Source organism: Streptomyces sp. NBC_00306 (assembly GCF_036169555.1).
In the GTDB taxonomy this organism is placed as follows: domain Bacteria; phylum Actinomycetota; class Actinomycetes; order Streptomycetales; family Streptomycetaceae; genus Streptomyces; species Streptomyces achmelvichensis.
Genome location: NZ_CP108032.1, coordinates 5,033,490 through 5,049,752, shown reverse-complemented (window position 1 = coordinate 5,049,752; position 16,263 = coordinate 5,033,490). Strand labels below are relative to the sequence as shown.

Here is a 16,263-nt window from a genome sequence, read left to right as displayed (position 1 = left end):
GGCAGCCCGCCCCGCTCCCCGGGGCCGTCCGGGCAAGGGTGTGACCCGGTAGCGCACGCCGAGTCCCAGGAGCAGCCGCCGTGTCTCCCGCCGCGACCGTCCACGCTTTCGTCCCCGCCTCCCGCCGGCCACCGGCCCCGGGGCGCGGGGACGCACCCGGCGCGGGGAGCCGGCTGCTGCGCTCGCTGCGGCGCGCGGCCCCGGCGCTGACCGCCTATCTCGCCGTCCGGCTGTGCGGGCTGCTGGCCGTCGCCCATCTCGCCCACGCCAAGGGCCACGGCATCTGGCCGACGCTGGCCACGTCCTGGGACTCCGACTGGTACCTCGGCATCGCCGAGCACGGGTACACCGACCGGCTCGGCACCGCGGTCAACGAGAACAACCTCGCCTTCTTCCCGCTCTATCCGGCGCTGGTGAAGGCGGTCGCCGCGGTCACGCCCGGCTCACGCGCCTCGGTCGGCCTGATGCTCGCGATCGCGTGCTCGTTCGTCGCCGCGTGGGGCGTCTTCGCGGTCGGCGACCGGCTCCGCGGACGGCGGGTCGGCACCCTGCTCACGGTCCTGTGGGGCACGCTGCCGGTCGCGATGGTGCAGTGGATGGGCTACACGGAGTCGCTGTTCACCGCCCTCGCGGCCTGGGCGTTGTACGCGGTGCTCACCGGCCGCTGGCTGTGGGCGGGTTCACTCGCGTCCCTGGCGGGGCTGACCCGGCCCACGGGCATCGCGGTGGCGGCGGCCGTCTGCCTGGCCGCGCTGCTCGCCGCCCGGCGCGACCCCGGCGTCCGCGCGACGGCCGTGGCGGGCGCGTGCCTCGCGCCGCTGGGCTGGCTGGGGTTCGTCGCCTGGGTCGGGGTGCGGGTGGGCCGCGCGGACGGCTACTTCGCCGTGCAGCGGCTGTGGAAGAACGACTGGGACGGCGGCCGGGCGACCCTGCTGGAGCTGCGCCAGCAACTGATCTACATGACCCGGCCCCAGCTGTTCGTCCTGGCCGTCTCGGCGGTGCTGATCCTCTCCGTCGTGCTCTACCTGCTGTGCGCGGTGGACCGGCAGCCGCTGCCCCTGCTGGTGTTCACGGGCGTACTGCTGCTCGTGGTGCTGGGCAGCGGCGGCGTCTACTTCCCCCGGGCGCGCTTCCTGCTGCCCGGATTCCCGCTGCTGCTGCCGGTGGCCCAGGCACTGGCCCGGGCCCGGCGCACGGCGACGGTCGCGGTCGTCCTGGGCACGTCGACACTCATGTCCGCGTGGCTGGGCGCGTACATGCTGCTGGTCTGGAAGGGGCCGCCGTGACGCGTCAGCCGGGTCCCCCGACGGCCGGCTCCGCGAGGAGCGAGCGGAAACGCCGCTGGGCGGCACGGCAGGTCGAATGGCGTTCGTACGCCCGCCCGGAGACGGCCGCGGCCCGGCCGTCGGCGTCGCGGAGCAGCCACACCCAGCCGTTGCCGCCGGGGGTGTGCTGCACCCCGCCCGTCATCTCGGCGTGCCCGGCGCACAAGGACGCGAACGCGGCGGCGCACGAGCCGTGATCGCCGAACGTGGTCGCCGACACGGCCACCACGCGACCGTTCGGGGCGATCAGCCGCCAGCCGTACCGGCCTGCGCCGTCGACGTCGATCCGGCACCTCGTCCCGGACAACGCCGCCGTCCAGCTGCCTTCGTCGGTTCGCCCGACCATGCCTCACCCCCACTGCGTCGGCAGGGGCAATCTATGGACGCCTACGGGAGGGGCGGGGCCGAACAGGGGACGTGGAGCCGTCCTTCATCCGGGCGTTGCCCCCCGGCCGCCCCCAGGCCATCGCCCGGTGGAGCGGCTCAGACGGCCAGCAGCGCGATGAGCAGGACGAGCCCGGCGAGGGTGGGCGCGAGCAGCTCGTACGCCCAGCGGACCTGCATCCGACCCTGCGCCTCGGGCCGGGAGGCGTTGCGCTCGGCCATCTCCCGCAGATCGGCGACGGTCTGATCGGCCGGCGCCAGACGTGCCTTGTCGCTCACGTCGGCGTTCACGGACGTCCGCCCGTGCGGATCGTCTTGCGCCCGCTGCATCTGCCGCCGCGAGACCCGCTTGCGCTGCCGCAACGACACGGGCACGGCCCACAGCTGGACCTTCTTCCCCTCCTGCGTGAACACCTCGCTCGAGAAGGACGCGCGCACATCGGCGACGTCCCCCCAGGGCAGGGTGATCGTCCGGAACGGGTTCCTGATCCGCAGCCGGTCGTCGTTGGCGAAGACGGCGGGCCGCATCGTGAACGCGACGACGACGGGCACGACGAGGAGGGCCCCGGCGAGGGCGATCCAGGGGGTGCGCCCCTCGCCCCGGACGAGAGCGTCCCCGGCGATCCATGCGACGAGGGCGAGCAGCAACACTCCACCGCCCATTCCGGCGGACGACCGGAAGACGCGGTCGGCGTAGGTGTTCTCGGCGGGAGTCGGCGAACTGCTCATCCCCCGATTCTGCCGCACCCCCGCCTGACACTCCCCCCACACCCCCTGACCGTCCGTGTCCGCCCTCGCCGGAGTACCGACTGGCCCCGGCCGGTAAAGAGGATCTGGGCCCACACCCCTGCTTCCGCCGAACAGGGCTCGGGTTCGCGTGTGCCTGCAACCGCCACGGGTCGCGTCCTCGCCCCCCGGCAGGGGGCGTGCAGGGTCGTCCCCGCAGGGGATCGGCGGCAAAACCCGGGTGATCAACACAACACAGCTGTACGCCGCCGACCCCGAGGAGTCGAGCCCGGAGGGCCCCCGGGACCCGCACCACACAAGCGCCCGAGGCCCAAGCACCCGGCCCCGCCCGAAGGACCCGCACCCCACAGGAACCCGCAGAACCCGCACCCCCACCGCACAACCACCCCCCTCCCCCTGTACAGGTCGCTACGCGCGTAGATATGCTCATCTGGTGACCATGCCCACCACTGCACCTGCATTCGCCGACGCGACGGCGTCCGACACTGCGCTGCGCCGCTTCCTGCACGGGCTCCCCGGCGTCGACCCCGTCGGCCTCGAAGCGCGCGCCGCGTCCCTCGGTACCCGTTCGATCAAGACCACGGCCAAGGCCTACGCCATCGACCTGGCCATCTCCATGATCGACCTGACGACGCTCGAAGGCGCGGACACCCCGGGCAAGGTCCGGGCGCTCGCCGCCAAAGCCGTCCGTCCTGATCCGACCGACCGCGGCACCCCGACGACCGCCGCCGTCTGTGTCTACCCCGACATGGTCGCGACCGCCAAGGCCGCCCTGCAGGGTTCGGACGTCAAGGTCGCCTCCGTCGCCACCGCCTTCCCCGCCGGCCGCGCCGCCCTCGACGTGAAGCTCGCGGACGTCCGCGACGCCGTCGCCGCGGGTGCGGACGAGATCGACATGGTCATCGACCGCGGCGCGTTCCTCGCCGGCCGGTACCTCAAGGTGTACGAGGAGATCCTCGCCGTGAAGGAGGCTTCCGGCGCCGCCCGCCTGAAGGTCATCTTCGAGACCGGCGAGCTCTCCACGTACGACAACATCCGCCGCGCCTCCTGGCTCGGCATGCTCGCGGGCGCCGACTTCATCAAGACGTCGACGGGCAAGGTCGCGGTCAACGCCACCCCGTCGAACACCCTGCTCATGCTCGAGGCCGTTCGCGACTTCCGGGAGCAGACTGGGGTACAGGTGGGCGTGAAGCCCGCGGGCGGCATCCGCACCAGCAAGGACGCGATCAAGTTCCTCGTCCTCGTCAACGAGACCGTCGGCGAGGACTGGCTGGACAACCACTGGTTCCGCTTCGGTGCGTCGAGCCTGCTCAACGACCTGCTGATGCAGCGCCAGAAGCTGGCCACCGGCCGCTACTCCGGCCCCGACTACGTCACGGTGGACTGAGACCCCATGGACAAGCAGACATTCGCATACGCGCCGGCCCCCGAGTCGCGTTCCGTCGTCGACATCGCGCCGTCGTACGGCCTGTTCATCGACGGCGAGTTCACCGACGCCGCCGACGGCAAGGTCTTCAAGACCGTCTCGCCGTCGACCGAGGAGGTCCTCGCCGAGGTCGCCCAGGCCGGCACCGAGGACGTGGACCGTGCCGTGAAGGCCGCCCGCAAGGCGTTCGAGAAGTGGTCCGCGCTGCCCGGCGCCGAGCGCGCCAAGTACCTGTTCCGCATCGCGCGGATCATCCAGGAGCGCAGCCGCGAGCTCGCCGTCCTCGAGACGCTGGACAACGGCAAGCCGATCAGGGAGACGCGTGACGCGGACCTCCCCCTGGTCGCGGCGCACTTCTTCTACTACGCGGGCTGGGCCGACAAGCTCGACCACGCCGGCTACGGCGCGAACCCCCGCCCGCTCGGCGTCGCCGGCCAGGTCATCCCCTGGAACTTCCCGCTGCTGATGCTGGCGTGGAAGATCGCGCCCGCGCTCGCCACGGGCAACACGGTGGTGCTGAAGCCTGCCGAGACGACTCCGCTCTCCGCCCTGTTCTTCGCCGACATCTGCCGTCAGGCGGGGCTGCCGAAGGGTGTCGTCAACATCCTTCCCGGCTACGGCGAGACCGGCGCCGCGCTCGTCGAGCACCCGGGCGTCGACAAGGTCGCCTTCACCGGCTCGACCGGCGTCGGCAAGGCGATCGCCCGGCAGATCGCGGGAACCGGCAAGAAGGCCACGCTGGAGCTCGGCGGCAAGGGCGCCAACATCGTCTTCGACGACGCCCCGATCGACCAGGCCGTCGAGGGCATCGTCACCGGCATCTTCTTCAACCAGGGCCAGGTCTGCTGCGCCGGCTCCCGGCTGCTCGTCCAGGAGTCGGTCCAGGACGAGGTGCTGGACTCGCTGAAGCGCCGGCTGTCGACGCTGCGTCTGGGCGACCCGCTGGACAAGAACACCGACATCGGCGCGATCAACTCCGCGGAGCAGCTGGCGCGGATCACCGCGCTCGCCGAGACCGGTGAGGCCGAGGGCGCCGAGCGCTGGTCGGCCCCCTGCGAGCTGCCCTCCTCGGGCTACTGGTTCGCGCCGACACTGTTCACGAACGTCACCCAGGCGCACACCGTCGCCCGTGACGAGATCTTCGGGCCGGTGCTGTCGGTGCTCACCTTCCGTACGCCGGACGAGGCGGTCGCGAAGGCGAACAACAGTCAGTACGGCCTCTCCGCCGGCATCTGGACGGAGAAGGGCTCGCGCATCCTCGCGGTCGCCGGCAAGCTCCGCGCGGGCGTGGTGTGGGCCAACACCTTCAACAAGTTCGACCCGACCTCGCCCTTCGGCGGCTACAAGGAGTCGGGCTTCGGCCGCGAGGGCGGCCGCCACGGTCTGGAGGCCTACCTCGATGTCTGACGTGACTCGTCTGAGCGTCTTCAAGACCTACAAGCTGTACGTCGGGGGTAAGTTCCCCCGCTCCGAGAGCGGCCGGGTGTACGAGGTGACGGCGAAAACATCAGCGGCTGACGCGGCGGGCAAGGGCGCATGGCTGGCCAACGCGCCCCTTTCGTCCCGCAAGGACGCCCGTGACGCGGTCGTCGCGGCACGCAAGGCGTTCGGCGGCTGGTCGGGCGCGACCGCGTACAACCGCGGCCAGATCCTCTACCGCATCGCGGAGATGCTGGAGGGCCGGCACAAGCAGTTCAGCAACGAGGTCGCGGCCGCCGAGGGGCTGTCCAAGTCCGCGGCGTCGGCCGTCGTGGACGCGGCGATCGACCGCTGGGTCTGGTACGCGGGCTGGACGGACAAGATCGCCCAGGTCGTGGGCGGCGCGAACCCGGTCGCGGGTCCGTTCTTCAACCTGTCGACGCCCGAGCCGACCGGTGTCGTCGCCGTGCTCGCGCCGCAGGAGTCGTCGTTCCTGGGCCTGGTCTCGGTGATCGCCCCCGTCATCGCCACGGGCAACACCGTGATCGTCGTGGCGAGCGAGAAGGCACCGCTGCCGGCGCTGTCGCTGGGCGAGGTGCTGGCCACGTCCGACCTGCCCGGCGGTGTGGTCAACGTGCTCTCGGGCCGTACGGCCGAGATCGCGACCCCGCTCGCCTCGCACCAGGACGTCAACGCCATCGACCTGACCGGCGCCGACGAGATGCTGGCGAGGGAGCTGGAGATCGCGGCCGCGGACAACCTGAAGCGGGTTCTCCGTCCCCAGGCTGTGGATTACGCGGCCGACCCGGGCACGCACCGTATGACCGCGTTCCTGGAGACCAAGACGGTCTGGCACCCGACGGGTTCGCTCGGCGCGTCCGGCTCGGCCTACTGAGCTGATCCGGCTCCACGATCAGGAGCCTCCCCGATCAGGAGCCCCCTGCCGTCCCGTCCGGCGACAGGGGGCTCCTCTCATGTCCGGTCACGCACATCGGGACGGACATGGGAGAGGCGCTCAGAGCGGAAGTGCTCCCACGACGCCGCCGGCCACCGGCAGGTCCTCGAGCGCCGCGCCCGACGCGAGCGGCCCGGTGGCGGCGGTGGTGGAGAGCGGCTTGAAGTCGGCGACCTGGGTGGCGACTCCGTTGGCCAGCGGGTCGACTCCGGTGTTCGCCAGCGGGTTCAGCTGCAGGCTGCGAAGCTGGGCGATGCCGGTGACGGAGTTGGTGACCACACCGGTCAGCCCGGCGGCCGGGCCGGCGTCCTGCCCGGCCGGCAGAGCGGCGCCGAGCGCATCGGGGCCCACGGGCGCCGCCGGTGCCGCATGGGCGGCACCGCTCGCGCCGAGGGCCGCGGCCACCGCCGCGACGGTCAGACCTGCGCCGAGGGCGAGCCGCCGGGACTGGGGGGCTGTGTGACGTGCCATGGGATTTCCTGACTGGACGAGACGAGTAATCGGTTGAGCACGCAGCGTAGTTGACGTGTGATGCCGAATACCAACGTTCGACCCGAGGGGTCCCCTTCACGGGTCAATGCGTCACACTGGTGTCCCGTGAGCTCATCCCCCATACCGACTCGTGTCGTGCTGCTCTCGGGCCCCTCAGGATCCGGGAAGTCGTCCCTCGCCGCCCGCACGGGCCTGCCCGTGCTGCGCCTCGACGACTTCTACAAGGAGGGCGACGACCCGACGCTTCCGCTGGTGGAGGGAACCTCCGACATCGACTGGGACTCCCCCGGGTCGTGGGACGCGGACGCCGCGGTGGCAGCGGTCGTGGAGCTGTGCCGTACGGGACGGACGACCGTTCCCGTGTACGACCTCGCCACCAGCGCGCGGGTGGGCCGGGGTTCGCTCGACATCGGGCGCACACCGCTGTTCGTGGCGGAGGGCATCTTCGCGGCAGACATCGTGGCGCGGTGCCAGGACCTCGGCGTGCTGGCGGACGCGCTCTGTCTGCGCGGGCGCCCGTCCACGACCTTCCGGCGCCGTCTGCTGCGGGATCTGCGCGAGGGCCGCAAGTCGGTGGGCTTCCTCGTGCGCCGCGGCTGGCGGCTCATGCGGGCCGAGCGGGGCATCGTGGCGCGGCAGCGGGAGCTGGGCGCCCACCCGTGCGGCAAGGACGAGGCACTCGGCCGGTTCGCGGCAGCGGCGGCAGGCCGCTGCCGCCGGGCACCCGCGACCCGTACGCCCGCGTAACACCCGCACCCCGCACGCCGCGTAACGCGCCCCACGGCGGGAGCGGTTCGCACACCCGCGCAATACGACGGAGCGGGGCCGGACAAGACCCCCCGGCCTGTCCGGTCCCGCTCCGTTTCCCCCGTGGGTCCCCCGTGACCCCCGTGATCCCCCACTCCCGCCGTCTCCCCCGAAACGGCGGCCCCCTTCTCTTTCCCCCCAGTACCTTCAGGCCACGAGCTCGCCGAAGGACTCCTCCTCGTCACGGCCGAAGCTGAGGACCTCGTCCTCGCGCAGCCGGCGGAGCGACCGCCAGATGCTCGACTTCACCGTGCCGACACTGATGTCCAGGATCTCCGCGATCTCCGGGTCGGTGCGGCCCTCGTAGTAGCGAAGGACCAGCATCGTCCGCTGGAGTTCGGGCAGCCTGGCAAGCGCCTGCCACAGCACCGCACGCAGCTCCGTGCCCCGCATCGCGTCGGTGTCGCTCGCCGTCTCCGGCAGCTCCTCCGTGGGGTACTCGTTGAGCTTGCGCCGGCGCCAGGCGCTGATGTGCAGATTGGTCATGGTGCGACGGAGGTAGCCCCCGACCGCCGCCTTGTCACTGATCCGGTCCCAGGCCCGGTAGGTCGAGAACAGCGCGCTCTGCAGCAGGTCCTCGGCCTCGAACCGGTCACCGGTGAGGTGGTAGGCGGTGGCGTACAGGGAGGAGCGGCGCTCCTGCACGTAGGCGGTGAACTCCGCCTCCGACAGTCCTGCCTGCTCCCCCGAGCCCTCCCCGTACGCCGCTCCGCTGCCCCCCGTGGGCACGTCAACGACCGTCATGTACGACGGCTTGTGCTGACGCCCGGCGCCGCGAACGCACCCCCGCCCGTTCACGGCGCCGGACTTCTCCGGTCCCCTCACGACGTCATGGAGACGCGTGACAACTGCGCTTGAGTTGGTGCTGTGCAGTGCGTTCATCTCGCGCCCCCCGTCGGTGGAGTCTGTTTCCGTCCGTGTGCCAAAAGCTTGCCCAGGCGATTTCATGGCGGTGTCCGCCGACTGTCACAGGCCTGTCACAGGGGCCGCCGGGCCGTCACGGCCCCGCTGCGCCACCGGTTCGCAAAGCTCTCTTTACGCCTCTCACAAGGGGAGGAAGCGTGTGAGAGCGCTCCAGCAGTCGAACTACGGCGCACACATGGGCCAGAATGACCACCGTGCCTTTCCTGTTGCTGATCGAGGACGACGACGCCATCCGCACGGCCCTCGAACTCTCGCTGTCACGCCAGGGCCACCGAGTGGCCACCGCGGCGACGGGAGAGGACGGTCTGAAACTGCTGCGCGAGCAGCGACCGGACCTGATCGTGCTGGATGTGATGCTGCCCGGGATCGACGGTTTCGAGGTGTGCCGCCGCATCAGGCGCACCGATCAGCTGCCGATCATTCTGCTGACCGCACGCAGCGACGACATCGACGTGGTGGTCGGTCTGGAGTCGGGCGCGGACGACTATGTCGTCAAACCCGTGCAGGGCCGGGTGCTGGACGCCCGTATCCGGGCCGTACTGCGCCGCGGCGAGCGGGAGTCCACCGACTCGGCGACCTTCGGCTCCCTGGTGATCGACCGCTCGGCGATGACGGTCACCAAGAACGGCGAGGACCTCCAGCTCACGCCCACCGAGCTGCGGCTGCTGCTCGAACTGAGCCGCAGGCCCGGGCAGGCGCTCTCCCGGCAGCAACTGCTGCGTCTTGTGTGGGAGCACGACTATCTCGGCGACTCACGACTGGTGGACGCGTGCGTCCAGCGGCTGCGGGCGAAGGTCGAGGACGTGCCGTCCTCGCCCACCCTGATCCGCACCGTGCGCGGCGTGGGCTACCGGCTGGACGTTCCGCAGTGACACATGTCTGCACCGTCATTCCCATGAACGGAACCCCTCGGTGAGCAGTGCCGCAAAGCGCGCCGTACTCGCCCCGCTGCGCTGGACGAGCCTCAGGCTCCGGCTGGTCGTGGTCTTCGCGGCGGTCGCGCTGACCGCGGCGGTGACCGCCTCGGGGATCGCGTACTGGCTGAACCGGGAAGCCGTCCTGACCCGGACGCAGGACTCCGCCCTCGCGGACTTCCGGCAGGACATGCAGAACCGGGCAGCGGCGCTCCCGCTGGAGCCGACGCAGGCCGAACTCCAGGAGGCCGCCGAGCAGATGGCCGACGGCAACGCCGACTACAGCGTGCTCCTGATCGGTCAGCGCGACGAGGGCAAGCCGGTGGTCGTCACCTCCGACCCGGACACCTTCACGCTGGACGACGTGCCCGGGCGGCTGCGCGAGGCGGTGGACAAGCGTCAGGACATAGGTGCGGGCAACCAGGTCCCGTACCACCTGTACTGGCTGCGCACCGAGCGCAACGGCGAGCCCTTCCTCGTCGGCGGCACCCGGATCGTCGGCGGCGGCCCGACGGGCTACGTCTTCAAGTCGCTGGACCAGGAACGGCAGGACCTCAATTCGCTGGCCTGGTCGCTGGGGATCGCGACCGCGCTGGCGCTCGTCGGCTCGGCGCTGCTCGCCCAGGCCGCGGCCACGACCGTGCTGAAGCCGGTGCACCGGCTCGGCGAGGCGGCCCGGCGGCTCGGCGAGGGCAAGCTCGACACCCGGCTGCGGGTGTCGGGAACCGATGAACTGGCCGAGCTGGCGCGGACGTTCAACAAGACGGCCGAGTCGCTGGAGAAGAAGGTCGACGACATGAGCGCGCGGGAGGAGTCCAGCCGCCGTTTCGTCGCCGACATGTCGCACGAACTGCGCACCCCGCTCACCGCGCTGACCGCCGTCACCGAAGTGCTGGAGGACGAGGTCGACACCCTCGACCCGATGATCGCGCCCGCGGTGAACCTGGTGGTGAGCGAGACCCGGCGGCTCGGCGATCTGGTGGAGAACCTCATGGAGGTCACCCGCTTCGACGCGGGCACGGCGAAGCTCGTCGTGGACAACGTCGACGTCGCCGACCAGGTCACCGCGTGCATCGACGCCCGTGCGTGGCTGGACGCCGTGGACCTGGACGCCGAACGCGGCATCATGGCGCGGCTCGACCCGCGCCGGCTCGACGTGATCCTCGCGAACCTGATCGGCAACGCGCTCAAGCACGGCGGCTCGCCGGTTCGCGTGTCGGTGCGCCCGGTCGACGGCGAACTGCTGATCGAGGTACGGGACCACGGCCCCGGCATCCCCGAGGACGTCCTGCCGCATGTCTTCGACCGGTTCTACAAGGCGAGCGCGTCACGGCCGCGTTCGGAGGGCAGCGGTCTGGGCCTGTCGATCGCGATGGAGAACGCGCACATCCACGGCGGCACCATCACCGCGGCGAACTCGCCGGACGGCGACGGCGCGGTGTTCGTGCTGCGGCTGCCGCGCGACAGCTCCGACGCGAAGGACTGCGACGGGCACGGCGACACCGACGCGGACGCGGGGCCGGACGAGGGCACGGACGCACAGAGCCGTGACCGGGGAGAGGAAGGCACACGGTGACGCCGAACGCAGCGGGCAGGCGGGCCGTGGTGGCGTTCGCCGCCCTCCTGGGCGCCCTCGCCATCGGCGGGTGCGGCATCAGGTCCACCCAGGTCCCCGTCGACGCCGGGGCGGCGCCGTCGCGGGTGCCCTGCGAGGTGTCGGGCGGCAACCTCACCCAGGCGCAGCCGGAGAGCGGTGTCCCGGTGCGCGTCTATCTCGTCTGCGCCTCCCAGCTGGAGTCCGTGGACCGTACGGCCGGAGTGCCGGAGAAGAAGGCGCTGACCGACCGGGTGCAGGTGGCCCAGGCGCTGATCGACGAGTTGCAGAAGGAGCCGTCGTCCTCGGAGCGCGAGGCGGGCTTCGCCACGTACGTCCGCGGGCCGATCGTGGCCGCGGGGCCGCGCAAGGGGGACCCGGCGGGCACGCTGCGGCTGAACCGCCAGCCCGAGGACCTGCCCGCGCCGGCTCTCACTCAGATCGTGTGCACGTTCGCGGAGAGCCGGGCGGCGGCCCCGGGAGGCGCCGTGGTGCTCGGCGGTCCGGGTGCGTACGCGCCCCGGAGCTACTCGTGCTCCCAGACGGCCAAGGAGCGGCCGGACGAGACGGTGCCGACGCTCGGAGCGCTGCCGTCCCCGTCCGCGTCTCAGTAGCGCCACGGCCTGGGACGTACGTCACGTGCGTCGCGCCGACGGCCCTGTGGGGTGCGGTGACGGCCCCGAAGGGTCCGCGCGGCGCGACCCGTCCGGCTTCCACTTGAAAGCTTCCGGAACCGATTCGCGCGCAGCGTGCGTCTTGGGGGGCGTGCAGCGTCAAGGTCAGGGCGGCAGTGCCGTCATCCGCTTCCGCGCGGCGGGGGTCACCCTCCTCCTCGCGCATCTGCTGCTCGTGGCATGGCTGACCCTGCGCCCGCTGGACGTGCTGTGGGTGACGGCCGCGAATCTCGAGCCCTTCGCCGGTATCAAGGCCGACCTCGCGCTGGGCCCCGTGGAGGCCGCCCGCCGGATAGGTGAGGGACTGCTGCTGCTCGCGCCGCTCGGCGTCCTGCTGCCCATGGCCGGCGGCAGACTCATGGTCTCGCCGCTGGCCTCACTGGCCCGCACCGTCGCGGCCGGCGCGTTCCTCTCGATCGCCATAGAGCTGCTCCAGACCGGCGTACCGGGACGGGTGCTCGACGTCGACTCGCTGCTGCTGAACACCGCCGGGGTGACGATCGCCCATCTGCTGGTCGTCCCCGCCGGCCGGGCCCGGCTGCGCCGCAGGCAGCGGGGCGCGGATGCCGGGTCCTCCTCGCGTCCGCGCGGTGCCGTCCTTCGGGAGGAGCCCTCTCAGGGGGCGACCCCGACGATTCCCAGGGTCGGGATCGCACCGTAGAGCGACGCTTTGCACCCCTGTCGAGAGCCACCATGGATACATCAGGAGCTACCGGGAACCGCTCCTGAACATCCGCAGACGGTTCTCGTAAAGGAGCCCATCATGGCCGCACTTGTCCGCCCGCGTGAGGGACGCATGATCGGTGGAGTGTGCGCCGCGCTGGCACAGCGCTTCGGCACATCCGCCGGCACCATGCGGGTCATCTTCGCCGTCTCGTGCCTGCTGCCCGGCCCGCAGTTCCTGGTCTACCTGGCGCTGTGGCTGTTCCTGCCGGCCGAGAAGACCGCCACGACGGCCTGGTAGTACACCTGCCGGCTCAGCCGGCCCGCACCTGGCCGACCTTCGCCAGCTGCTTGTCGGCAACCTCCTGGGGGACGCGCGGCGGTACCCGCCGCGCGAGATCGAGCGCCATGAACCGCGCCACCGTGGCGCCTTGGCGCACCACGACCAGATGGACCGGGGCGGCCACGCCCTCGTTGGTCCCGACCGCCGTCCAGCTGACGGTCTCGTCGGCGCCCTTGGCGGTGAAGGGGCTCTCCTTCACCTCACGGTAGGAGCCGCTGCGGCCCTGGAGGGTGGCGGTGAATCCCTTGCCGCACGCGCCGACAGCCTTCTGAAGGCCGTCCATGAGCTTCACCGCGTCCGCCTCGCTGTAGGCACTGACCGAGGCGGACACCGCGAGCCCGACGTTCTCGACCGAGCCCAGCCCGCGGTTGACCGTGCTCTTCGCCCGGGGGCTCGGTGCGTCACCCATCGCATCGGCGAGCGGCTGGCACGTCGGGGTGTCGGCGGTGGGCTGCCCCGCGGGGGCGAGGGCGCTCTTGCCGCTGGACACCTGGAAGCCGGGCAGATCTCCGGTGGCCAGCGCGGAGCGCTCCAACTGGGGGCCGGTGAACGGCTTCGAGGTGTCGCCGCCGGCGGTGCCGCCGTTCCCCTGGCCGCTGTCACCGCCGTCGCCGTTGCCGCCGTCGCTCTTTCCCCCGTCGGCCGGTCCGGCACCGGTGGTCGCGCCCGAACTCGCGGGCGTGTCCGAGCCCTTTGCGGGCTCCTTGCCGTCGTCACTCGTGCAGGCCGTGGCCAGCAGGAGGGCGGAGAAGGCGGAGAGGGCTGTCAGCAGGGTCGGTCGGGCACGTGTCCCGGCGGTCTTCGGGCGCATGGCGGCGATCCTGGCACACAGACGTGGGGCCCACATCCGATTCGGGATGTGCGCCCCACTTCAGTGGCGTCCGGCGGATGTCGGTTGCGCCCGTCGGAAGATCGCCGTCCGTCCGTGTCTCAGCCGAGGGGGAGGCCGCCGAGCGGAAGGCCGTTCAGCGGCAGACCGTTCAGCGGAAGGCCCCCGGCGATCGGGAGGCCGCCGAGCAGACCCGCGACCGGGTCGGCAGCACCGTCGGTGGGCAGCGCCTTGTTCGTGACGCCCTCCAGCGTGGCCGCCACCGGGCTGACGGCCTCGGTCAGGGCCTGCCGGCCACCGACCAGCGACTCGGGTGCACCCGCCGGGAGCTTGGTGACGGCGTTCTGCACGGGCGCCACGCTCGTGACGCTGTCGAGCGGGGTGGCGGTGTCGGGGAGCGTCGCCGGGGCAGCGGCGGCGGAGCCCGCGGCGGCAGCGGCGAAGGCGGCACCGAGAGCGGCGGCACCGAGAGTCTTGACAGCAGACTGCTTCATCAGGGGTTTTCCTTGGGACGGGAATATGAGCGGCTCTGCAAGCTAGCCCCGCCCCACAGGAGTGGCAAACACCGCGAAGCGGCCGAGTGTTGACGTTCCCGGCCGCTTCCCGATAAGTACGATCACTTTCCGCCGGAGGAAGAATCGCTGGTCGCGGCGGTCTGGCGGAACAGCCATTCGGATTTCAACTCGGCGTATCCGGGCTTGATCACGTCATTGATCATCGCCAGTCGTTCATCGAAAGGAATGAACGCCGACTTCATCGCATTGACGGTGAACCACTGCATGTCGTCGAGCGTGTATCCGAAGGTATCGGTCAGCAACTCGAATTCACGGGTCATGCTGGTGCCGCTCATGAGCCGGTTGTCGGTGTTGACGGTGGCCCTGAAGTGCAGTTTCCGCAGCAGCCCGATGGGGTGGTCGGCGTACGAGTCGGCGGCGCCGGTCTGCAGGTTCGACGTCGGGCAGAGCTCCAGCGGGATGCGCTTGTCCCGTACGTACGCGGCGAGGCGGCCGAGCCGCACCGTGCCGTCGTCCGCCACCTCGATGTCGTCGATGATGCGCACGCCGTGCCCGAGGCGGTCGGCGCCGCACCACTGGAGCGCCTGCCAGATCGACGGCAGACCGAAGGCCTCACCGGCGTGGATGGTGAAGTGGTTGTTCTCGCGCTTCAGGTACTCGAAGGCGTCCAGGTGACGGGTGGGCGGGAAGCCCGCCTCGGCGCCGGCGATGTCGAAGCCGACGACGCCCAGATCGCGGTAGCGGTTGGCCAGTTCGGCGATCTCCAGGGCGCGGGCCGCGTGCCGCATGGCGGTGAGCAGCGCGCCGACGCGGATGCGGTGACCGCTCTCCCTGGCACGCCGCTCGCCCTCGCGGAAGCCCTCGTTGACGGCCTCGACGACCTCTTCGAGCGTGAGGCCGGCCTCCAGGTGCTGCTCGGGGGCGTACCGCACCTCCGCGTAGACCACACCGTCCTCGGCGAGGTCCTCGGCGCACTCGGCGGCGACCCGGAAGAGGGCGTCGCGGGTCTGCATGACGGCGCAGGTGTGCGCGAAGGTCTCCAGATAGCGCTCCAGCGAGCCGGAGTCGGCGGCCTCGCGGAACCAGATGCCCAGCTTGTCCGGCTCGGACTCGGGGAGCTGTTCGTAGCCGTGTGCCTGGGCGAGTTCGATGATCGTGCCCGGACGCAGCCCGCCGTCGAGGTGGTCGTGCAGGAGCACCTTCGGAGCACGGCGGATCTGGTCCGCGGTGGGCGTGTTGAGGGTCTGGCTCGTCATCTGCGCACTCTAGCCCCTACGCGCGTAGAGGGAGCCGCGTCGATACGTAACAGTGACCGTGCGTACGGGTGGAGTACACCCGCCCTTCTGAGACTGTTCTGTCATGGCACACCACGCATCGCCCCTGTGGTGGGGGCGTCCGGGCGACCAGGCCAGAGGTACGGGAACCCGCCGTGAGGCGACCGTGGCGAGGGGAGAGCGAGGGAACGGGCGCGGTCGGGAGGCCCGGCTCGGCCGGGCGGTGGGCGGCCGGGCGGCGGGAGCCGGTCCGGCGGTCGGCGGAGTGGTCCTGCTCCTGCCCGACGGGGAGCCCGAGTCCGTCCGCAGACCCTCCCCGCTGTCGTACGCGGCGGCACTGCCGATGGGCCGGTCGCTGGCACGCGCGGGGCGCGAGCACGGACTGGTGGTGCACGCGGTGCACTACCGCTACCGGGGCTGGAACGGGACGGACGCACTGCCTGCCGTGGACGCGGCCCGGTCGGCGGACGACGTGCTCCAGCGGTACGGGGACGTGCCCGTCTGTCTCGTCGGCCACGGCATCGGCGGCCGCGCGGCCCTGCACGCCGCGGGCCACCCGGCGGTCAACTCGGTGCTGGCGCTCGCCCCGTGGCTGCCCGAGGACGACATGGCGGCCACACCCGAACCGGTGAAGCAGCTCGTCGGCCGGCAGGTGCTGATCGTGCACGGCACGAACGACGCCCGTACGGACCCGGAGTTGTCCTACCGGCTGGCCGAGCGGGCGAAGAAGACGAACCGCGACACCTGCCGCTTCGAGGTCCACACGGACGGCAACGCGCTGCGTCAGCACCACGGTGAAGTCCAGGCGCTGGCCGCCGACTTCGTCCTCGGTGCCCTCTTCACCCGGCCCTACGCCCGCCCGGTGGCCGACGCGCTCGCGGCCCCTCCCCCGCTCGGCCTGCGGATGCCGCTGGCGGCCGGCTTCGGCAGATCGCTGCGACGGTAGGGCCGGGCGGCCCACGCAGTCACGTGCCCGGA

At 71.6% G+C, this 16,263-nt stretch carries 18 protein-coding genes; 11 read left to right on the top strand and 7 right to left on the bottom strand.

Annotation, left to right across the window (positions count from 1 at the left end; translation table 11 throughout):
- The first annotated feature begins 80 nt into the window (after positions 1-80).
- Positions 81-1,286, top strand: coding sequence for a hypothetical protein (locus OHA05_RS22600; protein ID WP_313944505.1), 1,206 nt, complete (start codon positions 81-83; stop codon positions 1,284-1,286).
- A gap of 4 nt (positions 1,287-1,290) precedes the next feature.
- Here OHA05_RS22600 and OHA05_RS22595 read toward each other — a convergent pair whose 3' ends face one another.
- Together OHA05_RS22595 and OHA05_RS22590 are read right to left on the bottom strand one after the other, a co-directional pair.
- The gene (locus tag OHA05_RS22595) at positions 1,291-1,671 is read right to left on the bottom strand and encodes a hypothetical protein (RefSeq protein WP_313944506.1); all 381 of its coding nucleotides are present in this window, start codon (positions 1,669-1,671) and stop codon (positions 1,291-1,293) included.
- A 137-nt stretch (positions 1,672-1,808) separates the two neighbouring features.
- The gene (locus OHA05_RS22590; protein WP_328861560.1) at positions 1,809-2,438 is read right to left on the bottom strand and encodes a PH domain-containing protein; all 630 of its coding nucleotides are present in this window, start codon (positions 2,436-2,438) and stop codon (positions 1,809-1,811) included.
- Between the two features lie 457 nt (positions 2,439-2,895).
- Here OHA05_RS22590 and deoC point away from each other — a divergent pair, with 457 nt between their 5' ends.
- The 3 genes from deoC to OHA05_RS22575 are packed head-to-tail and all read left to right on the top strand — an operon-like array spanning position 2,896 to position 6,196.
- Positions 2,896-3,843: a deoxyribose-phosphate aldolase gene (deoC, locus tag OHA05_RS22585; RefSeq protein WP_313948890.1), complete on the top strand. Its 948-nt coding sequence runs from the start codon at positions 2,896-2,898 to the stop codon at positions 3,841-3,843.
- A gap of 6 nt (positions 3,844-3,849) precedes the next feature.
- Positions 3,850-5,289 (top strand): aldehyde dehydrogenase family protein, encoded by a 1,440-nt coding sequence (locus OHA05_RS22580; protein ID WP_328861559.1) that lies wholly within the window; start codon positions 3,850-3,852, stop codon positions 5,287-5,289.
- Positions 5,282-6,196 carry an aldehyde dehydrogenase family protein gene (locus OHA05_RS22575; RefSeq protein ID WP_313944509.1) on the top strand — a complete coding sequence of 305 codons (915 nt, stop codon included), beginning with the start codon at positions 5,282-5,284 and terminating at the stop codon, positions 6,194-6,196. Before OHA05_RS22580 ends, OHA05_RS22575 begins: the two co-directional genes overlap by 8 nt.
- Before the next feature lie 120 nt (positions 6,197-6,316).
- Here the strand turns inward: OHA05_RS22575 and OHA05_RS22570 are convergent, their stop codons facing one another.
- A complete protein-coding gene (locus OHA05_RS22570) occupies positions 6,317-6,727 on the bottom strand; it encodes a hypothetical protein (RefSeq protein ID WP_328861558.1) in 411 nt (136 codons plus the stop codon).
- 60 nt (positions 6,728-6,787) lie between these two features.
- On the opposite strand from OHA05_RS22570, the gene OHA05_RS22565 reads away from it, so the two are divergent.
- Positions 6,788-7,495: a uridine kinase gene (locus OHA05_RS22565; protein WP_328861557.1), complete on the top strand. Its 708-nt coding sequence runs from the start codon at positions 6,788-6,790 to the stop codon at positions 7,493-7,495.
- 207 nt (positions 7,496-7,702) lie between these two features.
- On the opposite strand, the gene OHA05_RS22560 is transcribed toward OHA05_RS22565, so the two are convergent.
- On the bottom strand, positions 7,703-8,437 hold the full coding sequence (locus tag OHA05_RS22560) for a SigE family RNA polymerase sigma factor (RefSeq protein ID WP_313944512.1): 735 nt from the start codon (positions 8,435-8,437) through the stop codon (positions 7,703-7,705).
- 236 nt (positions 8,438-8,673) lie between these two features.
- Here OHA05_RS22560 and afsQ1 point away from each other — a divergent pair, with 236 nt between their 5' ends.
- The 5 genes from afsQ1 (at position 8,674) to OHA05_RS22535 (ending at position 12,625) form a co-directional block, all read left to right on the top strand.
- Positions 8,674-9,351 (top strand): two-component system response regulator AfsQ1, encoded by a 678-nt coding sequence (gene afsQ1, locus OHA05_RS22555; protein ID WP_175257369.1) that lies wholly within the window; start codon positions 8,674-8,676, stop codon positions 9,349-9,351.
- Positions 9,352-9,391: 40 nt separating this feature from the next.
- Positions 9,392-10,969, top strand: coding sequence for a HAMP domain-containing sensor histidine kinase (locus tag OHA05_RS22550; protein WP_328861556.1), 1,578 nt, complete (start codon positions 9,392-9,394; stop codon positions 10,967-10,969).
- Entirely contained in the window at positions 10,966-11,601 is a 636-nt protein-coding gene (locus OHA05_RS22545; RefSeq protein ID WP_313944513.1) for a hypothetical protein, read from the top strand. Before OHA05_RS22550 ends, OHA05_RS22545 begins: the two co-directional genes overlap by 4 nt.
- 151 nt (positions 11,602-11,752) lie before the next feature.
- On the top strand, positions 11,753-12,322 hold the full coding sequence (locus tag OHA05_RS22540; protein WP_313944514.1) for a VanZ family protein: 570 nt from the start codon (positions 11,753-11,755) through the stop codon (positions 12,320-12,322).
- Between the two features lie 102 nt (positions 12,323-12,424).
- The gene (locus OHA05_RS22535) at positions 12,425-12,625 is read left to right on the top strand and encodes a PspC domain-containing protein (protein ID WP_313944515.1); all 201 of its coding nucleotides are present in this window, start codon (positions 12,425-12,427) and stop codon (positions 12,623-12,625) included.
- Between the two features lie 13 nt (positions 12,626-12,638).
- On the opposite strand, the gene OHA05_RS22530 is transcribed toward OHA05_RS22535, so the two are convergent.
- The 3 genes from OHA05_RS22530 to OHA05_RS22520 form a co-directional block, all read right to left on the bottom strand.
- Complete coding sequence (locus OHA05_RS22530; protein ID WP_313944516.1) at positions 12,639-13,478, bottom strand: hypothetical protein; 840 nt, start codon at positions 13,476-13,478, stop codon at positions 12,639-12,641.
- A 119-nt stretch (positions 13,479-13,597) separates the two neighbouring features.
- The gene (locus OHA05_RS22525; RefSeq protein WP_313944517.1) at positions 13,598-13,990 is read right to left on the bottom strand and encodes an ATP-binding protein; all 393 of its coding nucleotides are present in this window, start codon (positions 13,988-13,990) and stop codon (positions 13,598-13,600) included.
- Positions 13,991-14,112: 122 nt separating this feature from the next.
- Complete coding sequence (locus OHA05_RS22520) at positions 14,113-15,267, bottom strand: adenosine deaminase (RefSeq protein WP_313944518.1); 1,155 nt, start codon at positions 15,265-15,267, stop codon at positions 14,113-14,115.
- A 103-nt stretch (positions 15,268-15,370) separates the two neighbouring features.
- Between OHA05_RS22520 and OHA05_RS22515 the strand changes: the two genes are divergently transcribed.
- Positions 15,371-16,231 carry an alpha/beta hydrolase gene (locus OHA05_RS22515; RefSeq protein ID WP_328861555.1) on the top strand — a complete coding sequence of 287 codons (861 nt, stop codon included), beginning with the start codon at positions 15,371-15,373 and terminating at the stop codon, positions 16,229-16,231.
- Positions 16,232-16,263: the final 32 nt, after the last annotated feature.

Excerpts from the sequence above, each read along its gene's own strand:
- OHA05_RS22595 (WP_313944506.1), bottom strand. The coding sequence starts at position 1,671 with ATGGTCGGGCGAACCGACGAAGGCAGCTGGACGGCGGCGTTGTCCGGG.
- OHA05_RS22590 (WP_328861560.1), bottom strand. The coding sequence starts at position 2,438 with ATGAGCAGTTCGCCGACTCCCGCCGAGAACACCTACGCCGACCGCGTC.
- deoC (WP_313948890.1), top strand. The coding sequence starts at position 2,896 with ATGCCCACCACTGCACCTGCATTCGCCGACGCGACGGCGTCCGACACT.
- OHA05_RS22580 (WP_328861559.1), top strand. The coding sequence starts at position 3,850 with ATGGACAAGCAGACATTCGCATACGCGCCGGCCCCCGAGTCGCGTTCC.
- OHA05_RS22575 (WP_313944509.1), top strand. The coding sequence starts at position 5,282 with ATGTCTGACGTGACTCGTCTGAGCGTCTTCAAGACCTACAAGCTGTAC.
- OHA05_RS22570 (WP_328861558.1), bottom strand. The coding sequence starts at position 6,727 with ATGGCACGTCACACAGCCCCCCAGTCCCGGCGGCTCGCCCTCGGCGCA.
- OHA05_RS22565 (WP_328861557.1), top strand. The coding sequence starts at position 6,788 with ATGCCGAATACCAACGTTCGACCCGAGGGGTCCCCTTCACGGGTCAAT.
- OHA05_RS22560 (WP_313944512.1), bottom strand. The coding sequence starts at position 8,437 with ATGAACGCACTGCACAGCACCAACTCAAGCGCAGTTGTCACGCGTCTC.
- OHA05_RS22535 (WP_313944515.1), top strand. The coding sequence starts at position 12,425 with ATGGCCGCACTTGTCCGCCCGCGTGAGGGACGCATGATCGGTGGAGTG.
- OHA05_RS22530 (WP_313944516.1), bottom strand. The coding sequence starts at position 13,478 with ATGCGCCCGAAGACCGCCGGGACACGTGCCCGACCGACCCTGCTGACA.
- OHA05_RS22525 (WP_313944517.1), bottom strand. The coding sequence starts at position 13,990 with ATGAAGCAGTCTGCTGTCAAGACTCTCGGTGCCGCCGCTCTCGGTGCC.
- OHA05_RS22520 (WP_313944518.1), bottom strand. The coding sequence starts at position 15,267 with ATGACGAGCCAGACCCTCAACACGCCCACCGCGGACCAGATCCGCCGT.
- OHA05_RS22515 (WP_328861555.1), top strand. The coding sequence starts at position 15,371 with ATGGCACACCACGCATCGCCCCTGTGGTGGGGGCGTCCGGGCGACCAG.